This window comes from Streptomyces sp. NPDC093221 (assembly GCF_044753885.1).
Lineage (GTDB): Bacteria > Actinomycetota > Actinomycetes > Streptomycetales > Streptomycetaceae > Actinacidiphila.
This window is the reverse complement of the sequence record NZ_JBIVOA010000008.1, coordinates 21,373-37,637: the sequence shown is the minus strand read 5'-3', so window position 1 is coordinate 37,637 and position 16,265 is coordinate 21,373. Positions and strand designations below refer to the sequence as shown.

The window sequence follows — 16,265 nt, the reverse complement described above, 5'->3', positions numbered from 1 at the left end:
CCTGATCGCAGGCGAGCACACCGGTGCTCGCGTCAGAAGCGAGGGGGGACAGGAAATGACGGGATCGACGACACCCGACCAGCGGCCGACCGCCATCGAAGGCCCGGCCGGGCCGCTGATTGTCACTGAGGACGAAACGCTCCTCGACGACCTGCTGCGGCTGTGCGCCGCGGCCGGTACGGAACCGGAGGTGGTCTTCACCGCGCCCCCGCGCGCGACGAGTTGGGACACAGCGCCCCTCGTCCTGGTCGGCGCCGAGGCCACCTCGCGGGTCCAGGACACCGTCCGCCGCAAGGGAGTTCTGGTCGTCGGGCGTGATCTGCACGACCACGACGTGTGGCGCAGAGCCGTCGCGATCGGCGCCGACCATGTCCTCTTCCTGCCTGACGCCGAGAGCTGGCTGGTCGACCGCATCGCCGACATCGCCGAAGGCGTGAGCGAACCCGCCCTGACCGTAGGGGTGGTGGGCGGCCGGGGCGGCGCGGGCGCCAGCACGTTGGCCTGCGCGCTGGCCGTCACCGCGGCCGGTACGGGCAGGCGCACCATGCTCATCGACGGCGATCCGCTCGGCGGCGGCCTCGACATCCTGCTCGGTGCCGAGCGCGTCGGCGGCCTGCGCTGGCCCGACCTCGCCGACTCACGGGGCCGCGTCAACAGCGGGGCACTGGAGGAATCCCTGCCCAGGCTCGACGCGTTGAGCGTCCTGAGCTGGGACCGCGGCGACTCCGTGCTCATCCCGTCCCAGGCCATGCGGTCCGTGCTCGGCGCGGCCCGCCGCCGCGGCGGAGTCGTCGTGGTCGACCTGCCACGGCGCGTGGACGACGCGGTCGCCGAGACCCTCGCGCAGATCGACGTCGGACTCCTCGTCGTACCCGCAGAGTTGCGGGCGGTCGCCGCAGCCACCCGCGTCGCCGCGGCGGTCGGCATGGTCCTCAAGGACCTGCGCGTCGTCGCCCGCGGCCCCTTCGCCTCCGGCCTCGCCGACGACGAGATCGCCCGTCTCGTCGGCCTGCCGCTGGCGGGCCAACTCCCTCCGGAACCAGGCTTGTCGGACGCCCTGTCCGGCAGCGGACCACCGGGCTCCGCGAGCCGCGGCCCGCTCGCCCGCTTCTGCGCCGCCTTCCTCGCCCAGGCCCAGCCCAGTGGCGGGAGCGTGACGGTATGAACGCCGAACTCCTCGACGCCGTACGGCTGCACCTCGCGGAACACGGCGGTGAACCCACCCCGGCACGCGTGGCCGCGGCGCTGCGCGCCCGCGGACGCCTGCTCGGCGACAGCGAAGTCCTCGACGTGGTCGCGGCACTGCGTTCCGAACTCGTCGGCGCGGGCCCGCTGGAGCCACTGCTCGCCGACCCCGCCGTCACCGACATCCTCGTCAACGCACCCGGCCAGGTCTGGATCGACCGCGGCAGCGGTCTCGAACGCGCCGCCGTCCGCTTCACCGACACCACCGCCGTGCGCAGGCTCGCCCAGCGCCTCGCGACCACCGTCGGCCGCCGCCTGGACGACGCCCACCCGTGGGTCGACGCCCGACTGCCCGACGGCACCCGGCTGCACGCCGTCCTGCCGCCGGTCGTGGTCGGCTCGCCGTGCCTGTCGCTGCGCGTGGTGCGGGCCCGCGCCTTCACCCTCGCCGAACTCGTCGCGGCCGGGACGCTCGACACCGAGACCGCCCGGCTGCTGCGCGCGGTCCTCGACGCCCGGCTGTCGTTCATGATCAGCGGCGGCACCGGGTCGGGCAAGACCACACTCCTGAGCTGCCTGCTCGGCCTCGTCGACCCCGCGGCCCGCATCGTCCTGGCCGAGGACTCCGCCGAGTTGCGCCCCGACCACCCGCACGTCGTCCGCCTGGAGACCCGCCCCGCCAACCAGGAGGGCGCGGGACACGTCACCCTGCGGGACCTCGTCCGCCAGGCGCTGCGCATGCGCCCCGACCGGCTCGTGGTCGGCGAGGTCCGCGGCGCCGAGGTCACCGACCTGCTGAGCGCGCTGAACACCGGCCACGAAGGCGGCTGCGGCACCGTCCACGCCAACGCCGCCGCCGACGTCCCGGCCCGCCTCGAAGCCCTCGGCTCCACCGCGGGCCTCGACCGGGCCGCCCTGCACAGCCAGTTGGCCGCCGCACTCGCCGTCGTCATCCACCTCGTCCGCGACAGCTCCGGCCTGCGCCGCCTCGCCGAGATCCACGTACTCAAACGGGGCTCCGACGGTCTGGTCGCCACCGTGCCCGCCCTGCTCCGCGACGCCCGCGGCCACCACGAACGCGGCCCCGGCTGGGACCGGTTGGCGGCACTGTGCTCGGCGGGTGCGTCATGAGCGCCCTGCTTTCTCAACCTGATGTCGTGCGGGCTGCCGCCCGGTGTGCCGGTTCTGTTGCTCGCGGGGCTTCGCTGGCGCGCCTCGAATCCCCCTGGCCTGGGCTGCGAGCTGCGGGTCGCGCATCGCTGGGCGGGTGCGTCATGAGCGCCCCGGTCTGTCCACCCTCGGTCATGCGGGCTGCCGCCCGACGAGGTGTCCTGGCGGTCCCGGGGGTTCGTTGGTGCTGCGGTCCGGGCCGTGAGCCGGGGATCGGACATCGCCGGGCAGGTGCGTCATGAGCGCGGCGACCTTTCAGCCCTCGGTCGGGTGGGCCGCTGCCCTCTGCGCTGCCCTGGCCCTCCTCGTGACGCGCTGGCGCACCTCCGATCCCCGCCGCCGGGCGCGCGATCTGCTCATCGGACCAGGACCTGAAGAGGTGGGGGAGGGCGAGCGGGGGCCGGTCACCGGCGAGCAGCGGGCGAATCCGCTGGCACGGCTGAGGAAGGCACGGGAGACGGCTCGCGGCGAGTGGGCGATCCGGCTTGCGCGGTGGCGCGACGGACGGACGGCGGGCCGTCGCCGGGCGTGGGAGCCGCTGCGGTTCGCCGCACGGTTCGCCGGTCGGCGCGGCCGGGTCGGGCCCGAGGCGGTGTGCCTGCCGGTGGGCGGTGGGCTGGGGCTGCTGACGGGATCGGTACTGCCGGTGGTCGCGGGCGCCGTGGCGGTGCCGCTGGTGGGGCGGGCGTTGCGACGGCGGGGCGAGCGGGCGGCGGCCGAGCGCCGGGCGGTCGCGGTGAGCGCGCTGTGCGGCACCGTGGCCGGAGACCTCAGGGCCGGACGGCCACCGCACTCGGCGCTGACCGACGCGGTCGAGTCGGCGGGCTGGCCCGCCTCGCCCGACCTCGCCGACGCGGCACGAATGGTGCTGTCGGCGGCCAGATTCGGCGGCGACGTGCCGCACGCGCTGCGGGAGGCGTCCCGGCTCGGCGCGGGGACGCACGGGCTCGCCGCGGTCGCCGCCTGCTGGCAGGTCGCGGTGGACGGCGGTGCCGGATTGGCCGCCGCGCTCGACCGGGTCGCCGCGGCGCTGCGGGCGGACGCCGATCAACGCGACGACCTGCGCGCCCAGTTGGCGGGTCCGAGGTCCACGTCGGTGCTGCTCGCGCTGCTGCCGCTGTTCGGCGTCGTGCTCGGCGCGGGCCTGGGCGCCGACCCCTCAAGAGTGCTGCTGCACACCCCGGCGGGACTGCTCTGCCTGGTCGCGGGCGGCTGCCTGGAATGGGCGGGGCTCGCGTGGACGGCGCGGATCATCCGCGCGGCGGAGGGCGGACCGACGGCGGCCAGAACTCGGCCCCCCGGTCCTGCGAAGGGCGCTTCGACGGCCGCCGTTTCCGTGAAGGACGGTTCCTCGGGGGGCGGCTCTCCAGCGGCCGGTGGCGCGGTGCTTGAGACCGCGACGGTCGGCCGGGGAAAGGCGGCGACCCCGGCGGGGTCGCGGGACCGGGGGCGGCCGTGACCGCCGGGAGTGTCCACAGCCTGGGGACAGCCCTCGTGGTGCTCGCGTTGGTGGCGGCTGCGGTGGCCGCCGTCGGCGGGGCGCTGGCCGAGGCGCGGAGGGAGAAAGCGGCGACGCGACGGCTGCGCGTGGCGCTGGGGACCGGGCGGCCGCGGAGGTCCCCTCGGCGGGCGCTGCGGCGGCTCAGGGGACCGCTGCGCGACTGGGGTCCGCCGGTCGCGGCCGGGCTGGGGGCCGCGACGTTGATCAGCGGGGTGCTGGGCGGCCTGGTGGGGGTCCTCACGGCCCTCGGGGTCAGGAGATCACTCCGGGGGCGGCAGAACGCCACAGAGAGCTCCGAGGCGGACGAGGAGCCCGATCCGTCGGAACTCCCGCTCTGCGCGGACCTGATGGCCGCCTGCCTCGCCGCCGGGGCGTCACCCGGAGAAGCGGCGGGCGCCGTGGGCCGGTCGTTGGCCGGGCCACTCGGGACCGCGCTGATACGGGTCAGGGCCGAGCTGCGGCTGGGCGGCGACCCGGCGGAGTGCTGGCAGCGGTTCGGACGGCTGCCCACCGCCCGCGAGATGGGGCGCTGCCTGGCCCGCGCCTCCACGACGGGCAGCGCACCGGTCGCGGAGATGTCCCGGCTGGCCGCGGACTACCGGGCCGCGTACGCCCGTTCGGCGCTCGCCAGGGCCCGGCGGGCCGCGGTGCACGCCACCGCGCCCCTGGGGGTCTGCTTCCTCCCGGCCTTCCTGCTGGTCGGCGTCGCCCCCGTGGTGATGGGCCTGGCGGGCACCGTCCTCGGCCGCACGGGCTGACGCCCCGCCCCGGACCGCACGGGCTGACACCCCGCCCCGGACCGCACGGGCTGACACGCCGCCCCGGATCGCCCGTGCCCGACGCACCACCCGAAGCGAACGACTCGAACAGCCATGTCCACACGCACACCCACACGCACATCCACGACACCAGGAGATCCCGATGACGCATCAGACGATGGACCAGCACCTCGCCCGGACGGCCCAGCCGGCCCTGGCGAACTCGATCAACTCGATCAACTCGAAGAACCCGCCCGGCGCGAGGGCCTCGGCTCCGCCCGCGCTCCGGGTGCCGCCGGTGCCGCGCGCGGTTCGTCTGGCGCGGGCCGAGCGGCGGCGGTGGGTCGCCCGGATGCGGCGGAGGGCGGCGCGGTACAGGGACATGAGCCGTACGGCGGCGGAGGCGGGGATGAGCACGGCCGAGTACGCGGTGGGGACGATCGCGGCGTGCGGGTTCGCGGCGGTGCTCTACAAGATCGTGACGAGCGGGCCGGTGCGCTCGGCGTTGACCGGCGTGATCGTGAAGGCACTCCATGTGCCGTTCTGAGCGGGGCCGCCCGCCGCGCGACCAGGGGTATGTGACGGCGGAGGCCGCCATGGTGATCCCGATGCTGGTGGCGCTCACCGCCGCCCTGATCTGGGGCCTGATGGCGGCTGCGGCGCAGGTGCGGTGCGTGGACGCGGCGCGGGCGGGGGCGCGTGCCGCGGCGCGCTCCGAGGCGCCGGGCGAGGTGCTGCGGGTGGCGCGGGAGGCCGCGCCGTCCGGAGCGCGGGTCGGCGTGGAGCGGTCGGGCGACCTGATCCGGGTCCGGGTCACCGTCCCGGCGCCGCGCTTCCCCGTCACCTTGCGGGCCGAGGCCGTCGCGCTCGCCGAGGACGCCGTGGGCGGGGGTGGGCAACCGTGAAGGCCCCCGCGCCCCGCGGGGACCGGGGCTCCGCCACCGTGTGGTCACTGGGACTGATCGCCGTGCTGGGCGCGGTCTTCGCCGCCGTGCTCTTCATGGACGAGGCGGTCATCGCCAGGCACCGGGCGGGCGGCGCCGCAGATCTGGCGGCGCTCGCCGCGGCCGACCACGCGCTGGAGGGCCGTACGCGGGCCTGCGGGCTGGCGGCCGAGGTGGCGGCGGCGCAGGGCGCCCGGCTGGTGAGCTGCGTGGTGGCGGGTGAGATCTCCGACGTCACCGCGGAGGTCGACGGCGCCCGTGTGCGGTCCCGCGCGGGACCGTCACTCGACCCCGGTCCCGACCCCGGCCCGGCCACCGTCGGCGGCACCGGGCGCGGCCTCAGGACCGGTCTCGGCCCAGGGCCCGGCCCCTGCCTCATGACCGACCTCATGACCGGCCCCGGCCCCGGCGCCGTCCCCCGCCTCAGGCGCGGCCCCGGGATCGGCCCCGGCCCAGGACCCGGCCCTGTCCCCTGCCTCAGGACCGGCCCCGGCGCCGTCAGCGGCCTCGGCGGCGCCCGCCGTCAGCAGGCAGTCCAGGAGGCGGACGGCGGCGGCCTTGTCCAGGGGGTCGTTGCCGTTGCCGCACTTGGGGGACTGGACGCAGGAGGGGCAGCCGAATTCGCACTCGCAGGAGGCGATGGCCTCGCGGGTGGCGGTGAGCCAGGTGCGGGCGGTGTGGAAGGCGCGTTCGGCGAAGCCCGCGCCGCCGGGGTGGCCGTCGTAGACGAAGACGGTGGGCAGGCCGGTGTCGGCGTGCAGGGGTATGGAGACCCCGCCGATGTCCCATCGGTCGCAGGTCGCGAAGAGCGGGAGGAGACCGATCGCGGCGTGCTCGGCGGCGTGCAGGGCGCCGGGCAGCTCCTCGGGGTGGATCCGGGCGGCGTCCAGCTGCGCGTCCGTGACGGTCCACCACACGGCCCGGGTGCGCAGGGTGCGCGGAGGCAGGTCGAGCTTGGTCTCGCCGAGGATCTCACCGGTGATCAGCTTGCGGCGCAGGAAGGACACCACCTGGTGGGTCACCTCGACGGAGCCGAAGTGGATCCGCGCCTCGCCCCACGGCTCCTCCAGGTCGCCGCTGAGCACCCGGATGTCGGTGGTGTCGCGGGCCATCGTGGAGTAGGACGGGTCGGCGGGCTCGACCAGCGCCACGCCGTCCTCCAGGTCGAGCCGCTTGACCAGGTAGGTGCGGCCCTGGTGGAGGTGGACGGCGCCGTCGTGGACGGCGGTGTGCGCCGAGGAGGCGTCCACCGTGCCCAGCAGCCGTCCGGTCGCCGTCTCCACGACCTGCACGGGACTGCCGCCCTCGCCGCGGATGTCGGTGAGGTCCGCGGCCCGCTCCCGGCGGGTCCAGTACCAGCCGGAGGCGCGCCGGCGCAGCAGCCCGCGCTTCTCCAGCTGCGGCATCAGCGACGCCGCCTCGGGGCCGAACAGGACGAGGTCGTCGTCGGTGAGCGGCAGCTCGGCCGCGGCGGCGCACAGGTGCGGGGCCAGCACGTAGGGATTGTCCGGGTCCAGGACGGTGCTCTCGACGGGCTGCTCGAAGATCGCCTCGGGGTGGTGGACGAGATACGTGTCCAGCGGGTCGTCCCGGCCGACCATGATCGCCAGCGCGCCCTGCCCGGTCCGTCCGGCGCGGCCCGCCTGCTGCCACAGCGAGGCCCGCGTGCCCGGGTAGCCGGCCAGCAGGACCGCGTCGAGGCCGGAGATGTCCACGCCCAGTTCGAGGGCGGAGGTGGAGGCGAGGCCGAGCAGGCGGCCGGAGTGCAGGTCGCGTTCCAGGGCCCGGCGCTCGTCGGCGAGGTAGCCGCCGCGGTAGGCGGCGACCCGCCCGGGAAGCGAGGGGTCGATCTCGGCCAGGCGTTCCTGGGCGATCAGGGCGACCAGTTCCGCGCCGCGCCGGGAGCGGACGAAGGCCACGCTGCGCACGCCCTGGACGACCAGGTCGGTGAGGAGTTCCGCGGTCTCGGCGGTCGCGGTGCGGCGCACGGGAGCGCCGTGCTCGCCGGACAGCTCGGTCAGCGGCGGCTCCCACAGCGCGAAGGCCAGGCCGCCGCGCGGCGACGTGTCCTCGGTCACTTCGGCCACCGGCACCCCGGTGAGCCGGGAGGCGGCCCGCGCCGGGTCCGCGGCCGTCGCGGAGGCGAGCACGAACACCGGCTCGGCCCCGTACCGCGCGCAGACCCGGCGCAGGCGGCGCAGCACCTGGGCGACGTGCGAGCCGAAGACACCGCGGTAGGTGTGGCACTCGTCGATCACCACATAGCGCAGTTGACGCAGGAAGGAGGCCCAGCGGGCGTGGCCGGGCAGGATGCCGCGGTGCAGCATGTCGGGGTTGGTGAGCACGTAGGTGGCGTACTGCCGGACCCACTCGCGTTCCTCGACGGGGGTGTCGCCGTCGTAGACCGCGGGGCGGATCGCGGTGCCCAGGGGCGCGGCGAGGCGGGTGACGGCGCGGCGCTGGTCGGCGGCCAGGGCCTTGGTGGGGGACAGGTAGAGCGCGGTGGCGCCCCGGCCGTTCGGCGCCTCGGAGCCGTCCAGCAGGGCGCTGAGCACCGGTGCCAGATACGCCAGCGACTTCCCGGAGGCGGTTCCGGTGGCCACCACCACCGACTCGCCGCGCGCCGCGTGGCCCGCGGCCAGCGCCTGGTGCTCCCAGGGACGGTCGATCCCGGCCGCGCGGATCGCGTCCACGACCTCGCTTCTGATCGTGTCGGGCCAGGAGGCATGGCGGCCGACCCGCGGGGGCAGGTGCTCCGTATGGGTGATGCGCGCGGCTCGGTCTGCCCCCCTGGCGAGCCGCTCCAAAGCGGTTCGGGGGGACGGGCGGCCGTGCGCCGACTGCGGAAGATGATCCTGGGCCATCGGCACTCAGTGTGTCACCGGCGTGACGGACAATCGCAGTAAGGCGTCGTGCTCGCCCGCTGCGAAGTGATTGAATGCCATCGCGGCCGTCGATCCGTCCCCTACCTTCTGGTGGGGGCCCCAGGGGGGCGCCGCGTCGATGCAAGGTGCTGGAGGATCCGTGGACCTGTCCCTGTCGACCCGAACCGTCGGCGATCGTACGATCGTCGAAGTCGGCGGCGAGATTGATGTGTACACCGCGCCCAAGCTGCGGGAACAGCTTGTGGAGCTTGTGAACGACGGGAGTTACCACCTGGTCGTGGACATGGAGGGAGTGGACTTCCTCGACTCCACCGGCCTGGGTGTGCTCGTCGGCGGGCTGAAGCGGGTGCGTGCTCATGAAGGATCGCTGCGACTGGTGTGCAACCAGGAGCGCATCCTGAAGATTTTCCGTATCACCGGTCTGACCAAGGTGTTCCCGATTCACACCTCGGTCGACGAGGCTGTCGCGGCGACCGACTGACGATCGCCGTCGAGGGGTACCGGACGGGATCACCGTCCGGGCCCCCGTGATGCCCACCCAAAGGACCGAAGGGGAGGCCATGCCCACCGTAGAACTGCTCTTCAGCGCCCAGCCGGAGCATGTGCGAACAGCACGGCTCGTAGCGGCGGCGGTGGCGCGCCGGGCGGGGGTGGACGAGGCGGTTCTGGACGAAGTACGGCTCGCGGTGGGCGAGGCGTGCAGCCGCGCGGTGGGTCTGCACCGTGGCAACGGTGTGGAAGAACCGGTCCGGGTGATGCTGACCGAGGAGGAGAAGAAGTTCTCCATCGAGGTCGCCGACGAGGTCCCGGGCAACGCCTCGGGCTCCGCGTCCGACGCCGCGGGTGACGAGCTGAGCGACGAGGGCGAGATGGGCCTCGCCGTGATCAGTGGCCTGGTCGACGACGTCGAGGTCACCGAGACCGCCACCGGCGGTGTGATCCGCATGAGCTGGCCGATCGTCCCGCCCGTCTGACCGTAGCCCGTCCCGCCCGTCCGACCGTGGACCGGCGGCTCTCTCGACCGGCGGCCCGGCCCCAGACCGGCACACCGTTCTGAGCGCGACGCGGCCCCCGGCCGCCCCTCAGATCATCTTTCTCGCCTGATCACAGGCGACACTCACTCCTGTTCACAGGCGAACGCCGCGTTCACGAATATCCTTTTTCGACGCGGCACCCTGTTTTGAAGTGCTGCGGCTCCCTACAATCCGTCCATCTTGCTCAGCTCGCCTGAGCGTTGCGGCTTGTCGAGCCGTGAAGCCGCACGCCCATGCGCCAAACGTCAAGGAGGACGAATGGCGGGGCCACTTACCCCTCACACGCTTGCCGCGACACCGGTACTGACCGACGGAAATCGTCTCCTCGTATGGATCATCGCCGTCGTCGCACTGGGCGCACTCGCGCTCGCCGCGGTGTTGGTACGTCAAGTGCTCGCAGCGGACGAGGGCACCGACAGCATGAAGAAAATCGCGGCTGCCGTGCAGGAAGGCGCCAACGCCTACCTCGCACGGCAGTTCCGTACTCTGGGAATTTTCGCCGTGGTGGCGTTCTTCCTGCTCATGCTGCTGCCCTCGGACACCACTTCGCAGCGGATCGGCCGGTCGATCTTCTTTCTCGTGGGCGCCGTGTTCTCCGCGGTCACCGGATATGTCGGAATGTGGCTGGCGGTCCGCAGCAATGTGCGGGTCGCCGCCGCGGCCAGATCGGCGACACCGGCACCCGGCGAACCCCCGGCCGACCTGACCGACGTGTCGCACCGGGCGATGCGGATCGCGTTCAGGACCGGCGGCGTCGTCGGCATGTTCACCGTGGGCCTCGGCCTGCTCGGCGCGTCCGCCGTCGTCCTGATCTACAAGGCCGACGCGCCCAAGGTGCTCGAAGGATTCGGATTCGGCGCGGCGCTGCTGGCGATGTTCATGCGCGTCGGCGGCGGCATCTTCACCAAGGCGGCCGACGTCGGCGCCGACCTGGTCGGCAAGGTCGAGAAGGGCATCCCCGAGGACGACCCGCGCAACGCCGCGACCATCGCCGACAACGTCGGTGACAACGTCGGCGACTGCGCGGGCATGGCGGCCGATCTCTTCGAGTCGTACGCCGTCACCCTGGTCGCCGCGCTGATCCTCGGCAAGGTGACCTTCGGCGACTCCGGCCTCGCCTTCCCGCTGCTCATCCCGGCGATCGGCGTCCTCACCGCCATGGTCGGCATCTTCGCGGTCTCCCCCCGCCGCAGCGACCGCAGCGGCATGACGGCCATCAACCGCGGCTTCTTCATCTCCGCGGTCATCTCCCTGATCGGCGTCGCCATCGCCGTCTACACCTACCTGCCGTCCTCCTACGCCGACCTCAAGGGCGTCGACAGCGACATCTCCGGCCACGCAGGCGACCCGCGCACCCTGGCGATGGTCGCCGTCGCCATCGGCATCGTGCTGGCCGCGGTGATCCAGCAGCTCACCGGCTACTTCACCGAGACCACCAGGCGCCCGGTCCGCGACATCGGCAAGACCTCGCTGACCGGCCCCGCCACCGTCATCCTGTCCGGGATCTCACTCGGACTGGAGTCCGCGGTCTACTCGGCGGTGCTGATCGGCCTGTCCGTCTACGGCGCCTTCCTGCTCGGCGGGACCTCCGTCTGGCTCGCGCTGTTCGCGGTCGCGCTGGCGGGCACCGGCCTGCTGACCACCGTCGGCGTCATCGTCGCCATGGACACCTTCGGACCCGTCTCCGACAACGCGCAGGGCATCGCCGAGATGTCCGGCGACGTGCACGGCGAGGGCGCCCAGGTGCTCACCGACCTCGACGCCGTCGGCAACACCACCAAGGCCATCACCAAGGGCATCGCCATCGCCACCGCGGTACTGGCCGCCACCGCCCTGTTCGGCTCGTTCAAGGAGGCCATCGACACCGCCGTCGCCAAGGCCCATCCAGCGGCCTCCGACGCCCGCTGGCTGTCCCTGGACATCTCCCAGCCCAACAACCTGGTCGGGCTGCTGCTCGGCGCGGCCGTCGTCTTCCTCTTCTCCGGCCTCGCCATCAACGCCGTCTCCCGGTCCGCGGGTTCGGTGGTCTACGAGGTGCGCAGGCAGTTCCGCGAACACCCGGGGATCATGGACGGCACCGAACTGCCCGAGTACGGACGGGTGGTCGACATCTGCACCAAGGACGCGCTGCGCGAACTGGCCACCCCCGGCCTGCTCGCCGTCCTCGCGCCCGTGGCGGTCGGCTTCACCTTCGGCGTCGGCTCGCTCGCCTCGTACCTGGCGGGCGCGATCGGCGCGGGCACGCTGATGGCGGTGTTCCTGGCCAACTCCGGCGGCGCCTGGGACAACGCCAAGAAACTCGTCGAGGACGGCCACTACGGCGGCAAGGGCAGCGAGGCCCACGCCGCGACCGTCATCGGCGACACGGTCGGCGACCCGTTCAAGGACACCGCGGGCCCGGCCATCAACCCGCTGCTGAAGGTGATGAACCTGGTGGCGCTGCTGATCGCCCCCGCAGTGGTCAAGTTCAGCTACGGCGTGGACGCGAATCTCGGCGTACGCGTCACCGTCGCGGTGGTCTCGATCGCCGTCATCGTCATCGCGGTCTACATCTCCAAGCGGCGCGGCATCGCGATGGAGGGCGACGAGGACGGCGACGGCGGGGACACCGGGACCCGCACCCCGGACACGGCCGCAGTGGCCTGATCCGACGCACCGTCAAGGGCCGGGCCCGTCAAGGGTTCCGGTCCGCCGAGGGCCCGGTGGGCGACCGTACGTGATCCGGTACGTGTGCGGTCGCCCACCGCACCTTAGTGCGAATGGCTTGAATGTCGGACGAATCACCTCACGGATTCACGGTGACCACCCGTCAGCCGTGTATGTTCCGGGGCCGTAAGGCCACGGAAGGGACCCATCCGGTGAAGGTGAACAAGAAGCTCCTGGCCGCGCTCTCCGGTGCGGTCATGCTGCTCGCGCTGTCGGGGTGCAGCGACGACTCCAACAAGAAGCTGGACAACTGGGCGAAGGGCGTCTGCGACCAGGCCGCGGCCCAGACCAAGAAGATCAACGACGCCAACACGGCGATCACCCAGGTGAACAGCAACGGCAAGCCCCAGGACGTCAAGTCCGCCGACTCCGCCGCCTTCCAGTCGATCTCCGAGGCGTACAAGTCGCTCGCCGACATCGTCAGCAAGGCCGGCGCCCCGCCGGTCAAGGACGGTGCGAAGATCCAGCAGGACGCGGTGAACGACCTCAACGGCCTGTCCACCCAGTACGGGACGCTCAAGAAGCAGGTCGACGGGCTCGACACCAGCGACCAGGCGAAGTTCGCGGACGGCCTCAAGGGCGTCTCCAACTCGCTGGGCAAGGTCAGCCAGAACGGCGAGCAGGCCCTCGACTCGCTCCGCCAGGGCGATGTCGGCAAGGCCATGGCCAAGCAGCCCGGCTGCAAGCAGGCGTCCGGCTCCTCCTCGGCCTCACCGTCGGCGTCGTAGGCCCCCGGCCCCCTCAGGCCCCGGCCCCCTGAGGCCCCGGCCTCGGGCCCCCGGCCCGTGGCCACCGGACCGCGCCCACGAAGGCCCCGCGCCCACGACCGCGCCCCCGTAGCACCCCCTTAGCACCCCCGCTGTCCGATACGCCACGGCCCGCCGCCCCGCACAAGGGGCGCCGGGCCGCGGCGATTCCGCGACAATGGCCGGTGTGAGTACGCCCCTCCTCCCCGCCGCCCGGAACGCCCCGTCCCTGCGCGACGACCTGCGCGCCGCAGCCTTCACCGCGGACGGCTGTCTCGACCTCCTCGGAGCAGCCGCCTACGCGGCCCTCTCCCGGGCCGAGACCGTCCCCGCCCTGCGCGCCACCCGTGGCGGCAGCCCCCTGGAGACCCTGGTCAGGCTCTTCCTCCTGCAACGGCCCGTGTCCTACGCGCGGGCCCGCGCCGCCCTGCCCCGGATCGACGACTACGCGGCCGGCGGCTGGCTGGCGCGCGACGGCGACGACGTACGCGCCACCGTGGACGTACGCCCGTACGCCGGTGAGGAGGGCGCGGACTGGTGGATCGTCTCCGACCTCGGCTGCGCGGTCGGCGGCGCGGGCGGTATCGGCACCGGTACCGGGACCGACGGGGAGAGCACGCCCGGCGTCGACCGGGCCGACCTGGTGCTCGGCGTCGGCGGCGCCTCCACGACGCTGGCCGGGCTGACCGTGCGCGAGCCGGTCGGCAGCGCCCTGGACCTCGGCACCGGCTCCGGCATCCAGGCGCTGCACGCCTCCCGGCACGCCACCCGCGTCACGGCGACCGACGTCAATCCGCGCGCCCTGCACTTCGCACGGCTCACCCTCGCGCTGTCCGGCGCCCGCGAACCCGACCTGCGCGAGGGCAGCCTCTTCGAGCCGGTCCGCGACGAGCGCTTCGACCTGATCGTGTCCAACCCGCCCTTCGTGATCTCCCCGAGCGGGCGCTTCACCTACCGGGACGGCGGTATGGCGGGCGACGACCTGTGCCGCACCCTGGTGCAGCAGTCGGCAGACCATCTCAACGACGGCGGCTACTGCCAGCTCCTCGCCAACTGGCAGCACACCGAGGGCCAGGACTGGCGCGAGCGCCTGGTCTCGTGGATCCCGCGCGGCTGCGACGCCTGGATCGTGCAGCGCGAGGTCCAGGACGTCACGCAGTACGCCGAGCTGTGGCTGCGCGACGGCGGCGACCACCGTACGGATCCGGCCACGTACGCCGCCCGCTACGACGCGTGGCTCGACGAGTTCGAGCAGCGCAAGGTGAACGGCGTCGGCTTCGGCTGGATCACGCTGCGCAAGTCGGGCGCGGACCAGCCCGTCATCACCGCGGAGGAGTGGCCGCACCCCGTGGAGCAGCCGCTCGGCCCGCACATCGCCGGGTGGTTCGACCGCCAGGACTTCCTGCGCACCCATGACGACGCGGCGCTGCTCAGCTCCCGTTTCGCGCTCGGCGACGGGGTGGTGCAGGAACAGGTGGGGCTGCCGGGCGCCGAGGACCCGGAGCACGTGGTGCTGCGCGCGGCCCGCGGTATGCGGCGCGCGACGAAGGTCGACACGGTGGGCGCGGGCTTCGCGGGCGTCTGCGACGGGACGCTGACCGCGGGGCGGATCGTGGACGCCATCGCGCAGCTGCTCGGCGAGGACCCGGTGGTGCTGCGCGACCGCACGCCGGAGTCGATCCGGCTGCTGGTGGAACAGGGGTTCCTCGACCCGGTGGAGTGACGCGGCGGAGTGACGCGGTGGAGTGACGCGGGGAGCGGCCTGGCGAGCGGCCCGGGGACGCCTCGGAGAAGGGGCCCGGCGGACCGACGCGCGGTGGAGTGGACGACGCGTCAGAACACGTTGCGGACAACCGTCCACGTCACAGCCACGCACAGCACGGCCAGTGACACCCGCGGGCTCACCACCAGCCGCCGGCGACGGCCGCGCAGCCCCTCGACCATCCAGCGCCCGCACAGCCACAGCGCCAGGGGCGCGGCCAGCAGCAGGACGGCGTTGTCGTGGAAAGCGCGCCCCACGTCGCCGTGCATCAGGTCGTACACCATGCGCGTACCGCCGCAGGCCGGGCAGAGCAGCCCGGTCGCCCAGTTGAACGGGCAGCGCGGCAGCCAGTGGCCCGGCTGGTGCGGGTCGGTGCCGTAGAGATAGACGGCGCCCGCCACCCCGGCGGCGAGCGTCGCCAGGGGAGCGGTGGCCGGGTGGCCGAGAACCGCCGACGGGCGGCGCGCCCCCGGGGAGACCGGGGGAGCGCCGACCTGTGGCCGACGGACTCCGTCAGCCACGCAGCACCCGGCCCTGCGCGTCGGTCGGGTTGTCCCCGGCCAGCAGCATGATGCCGTCGATCAGCGCCCAGATGCCGCAGCCGCCGCACGTGAAGAGCTGCCCCAGCGCCATGCCGGTGTGCCCGGTGTAGAAACGGCCCACGCCGAAGCTGCCGAGGAAGAGCTGAAGCACTCCCGCGACCACCTTGGACTTGTCCGAGTACGGCCGCCCGTAGGGGTCGTAGCCGTACGGCGCGGACGGGTCCGCGGCGTACGCGGCACCGGGCGGCGCGTACCCGCCGCCTTGCGGCGGGTAGCCGTAACCGGGTGCCTGGCCGCCGCCCTGGGGCGGGTAGCCGTAACCGGGAGCCTGGCCCCCGGGCTGCTGCGGGTATCCGTATCCGGGCTGGCCCCCGGGCTGCTGCTCCCCGTACGGATTGTCGCCCTGCGGCTTGTCACCGTACGGATTCTGGCCGTACGGATTCTGGTCGGACATGCCCCGTCCCCCTGTGCTGAACGTCGTTGAACGTCTTGTTGTGTACCGGTCGTTGCCGGACATCTTTGCAGGACGGCCCCCGCCGCGTCCCACCCCCTGGGAGCGGAGACCTGTGTTCACCCGTGGTTCGCGTGCCGGACGCCCTGGCGTGGCAGCGTCCGGGAGCACACACCTGGACAGGACGAGACGGGACGAGGGGACGCATGGAGCGGGTGCCCGCACTCTTCGCCGGAACGGTCTTCGCCGTCTTCGGGGCCGCGCTCCTGCTCTGGACGGCCGCCCGGCTGCGCGCCCGGCAGCCCGTGACGGCCGCGGGATCCACCGCCGCAACTGTCATGTCCATTTTCTTCGGCGCGGTCGCGCTCCTCACCGGCGTCTGGTGTCTCACACAGGTCTGACCGCCACCGCCCTTCCCCGACCCTCCTGACGTGCGTGAAATCACGCACGCGCCCCCGGGAACGCGCCCCCGCGCCCCTCCGGGAAACCGACCGGAGCGGCCGTCCATGCGGCAGACAGACCGGTTGTCGGGTTACCGTTCCAGTGGCGTTGTGGACTTTTCCCGTTTGACACGGGACAGG

Annotated in this window: 14 protein-coding genes and 2 pseudogenes; 13 read left to right on the top strand and 3 right to left on the bottom strand. The window is 73.5% G+C overall.

Annotated elements, in window-relative coordinates; translation table 11 throughout:
- The first annotated feature begins 55 nt into the window (after positions 1-55).
- The 7 genes and pseudogenes from ssd to ACIQCJ_RS26665 form a co-directional block, all read left to right on the top strand.
- The gene (gene ssd, locus ACIQCJ_RS26695) at positions 56-1,165 is read left to right on the top strand and encodes a septum site-determining protein Ssd (RefSeq protein WP_402712756.1); all 1,110 of its coding nucleotides are present in this window, start codon (positions 56-58) and stop codon (positions 1,163-1,165) included.
- Positions 1,162-2,316, top strand: coding sequence for a TadA family conjugal transfer-associated ATPase (locus ACIQCJ_RS26690; protein WP_402712755.1), 1,155 nt, complete (start codon positions 1,162-1,164; stop codon positions 2,314-2,316). Before ssd ends, ACIQCJ_RS26690 begins: the two co-directional genes overlap by 4 nt.
- Before the next feature lie 277 nt (positions 2,317-2,593).
- Positions 2,594-3,622 (top strand): annotated as a pseudogene (locus ACIQCJ_RS26685) (type II secretion system F family protein); the annotation flags it as partial.
- Positions 3,623-3,810: 188 nt separating this feature from the next.
- A complete protein-coding gene (locus ACIQCJ_RS26680; protein ID WP_402712754.1) occupies positions 3,811-4,614 on the top strand; it encodes a type II secretion system F family protein in 804 nt (267 codons plus the stop codon).
- A 163-nt stretch (positions 4,615-4,777) separates the two neighbouring features.
- A complete protein-coding gene (locus tag ACIQCJ_RS26675) occupies positions 4,778-5,161 on the top strand; it encodes a DUF4244 domain-containing protein (RefSeq protein WP_402712753.1) in 384 nt (127 codons plus the stop codon).
- Positions 5,148-5,519, top strand: a complete 372-nt coding sequence (locus tag ACIQCJ_RS26670) for a TadE family type IV pilus minor pilin (RefSeq protein WP_391158210.1) — start codon at positions 5,148-5,150, stop codon at positions 5,517-5,519. Before ACIQCJ_RS26675 ends, ACIQCJ_RS26670 begins: the two co-directional genes overlap by 14 nt.
- A pseudogene (locus ACIQCJ_RS26665) lies at positions 5,516-5,767 on the top strand (Rv3654c family TadE-like protein); the annotation flags it as partial. The gene ACIQCJ_RS26670 and the pseudogene ACIQCJ_RS26665, both read left to right, overlap by 4 nt.
- Positions 5,768-5,839: 72 nt before the next feature.
- Here ACIQCJ_RS26665 and ACIQCJ_RS26660 read toward each other — a convergent pair.
- Positions 5,840-8,422, bottom strand: a complete 2,583-nt coding sequence (locus ACIQCJ_RS26660; RefSeq protein ID WP_402712752.1) for a DEAD/DEAH box helicase — start codon at positions 8,420-8,422, stop codon at positions 5,840-5,842.
- Positions 8,423-8,582: 160 nt separating this feature from the next.
- Here ACIQCJ_RS26660 and bldG point away from each other — a divergent pair, with 160 nt between their 5' ends.
- From bldG to ACIQCJ_RS26635, 5 genes are all read left to right on the top strand, one after another.
- Positions 8,583-8,924 (top strand): anti-sigma factor antagonist BldG, encoded by a 342-nt coding sequence (gene bldG / locus ACIQCJ_RS26655; protein WP_031520166.1) that lies wholly within the window; start codon positions 8,583-8,585, stop codon positions 8,922-8,924.
- A gap of 79 nt (positions 8,925-9,003) precedes the next feature.
- Complete coding sequence (locus tag ACIQCJ_RS26650) at positions 9,004-9,417, top strand: ATP-binding protein (RefSeq protein WP_355346130.1); 414 nt, start codon at positions 9,004-9,006, stop codon at positions 9,415-9,417.
- Between the two features lie 318 nt (positions 9,418-9,735).
- The gene (locus tag ACIQCJ_RS26645) at positions 9,736-12,123 is read left to right on the top strand and encodes a sodium-translocating pyrophosphatase (RefSeq protein ID WP_402712751.1); all 2,388 of its coding nucleotides are present in this window, start codon (positions 9,736-9,738) and stop codon (positions 12,121-12,123) included.
- 212 nt (positions 12,124-12,335) lie between these two features.
- Positions 12,336-12,911 (top strand): small secreted protein, encoded by a 576-nt coding sequence (locus tag ACIQCJ_RS26640; protein ID WP_355346124.1) that lies wholly within the window; start codon positions 12,336-12,338, stop codon positions 12,909-12,911.
- 196 nt (positions 12,912-13,107) lie between these two features.
- Positions 13,108-14,652: a methyltransferase gene (locus ACIQCJ_RS26635; RefSeq protein WP_402712750.1), complete on the top strand. Its 1,545-nt coding sequence runs from the start codon at positions 13,108-13,110 to the stop codon at positions 14,650-14,652.
- 110 nt (positions 14,653-14,762) lie between these two features.
- On the opposite strand, the gene ACIQCJ_RS26630 is transcribed toward ACIQCJ_RS26635, so the two are convergent.
- Positions 14,763-15,212: a DUF2752 domain-containing protein gene (locus ACIQCJ_RS26630; protein ID WP_391041513.1), complete on the bottom strand. Its 450-nt coding sequence runs from the start codon at positions 15,210-15,212 to the stop codon at positions 14,763-14,765.
- On the bottom strand, positions 15,205-15,687 hold the full coding sequence (locus ACIQCJ_RS26625; RefSeq protein ID WP_355346118.1) for a TM2 domain-containing protein: 483 nt from the start codon (positions 15,685-15,687) through the stop codon (positions 15,205-15,207). Before ACIQCJ_RS26625 ends, ACIQCJ_RS26630 begins: the two co-directional genes overlap by 8 nt.
- A 203-nt stretch (positions 15,688-15,890) precedes the next feature.
- On the opposite strand from ACIQCJ_RS26625, the gene ACIQCJ_RS26620 reads away from it, so the two are divergent.
- Positions 15,891-16,085 carry a hypothetical protein gene (locus ACIQCJ_RS26620; RefSeq protein ID WP_355346115.1) on the top strand — a complete coding sequence of 65 codons (195 nt, stop codon included), beginning with the start codon at positions 15,891-15,893 and terminating at the stop codon, positions 16,083-16,085.
- The last annotated feature ends 180 nt before the right edge of the window (positions 16,086-16,265 follow it).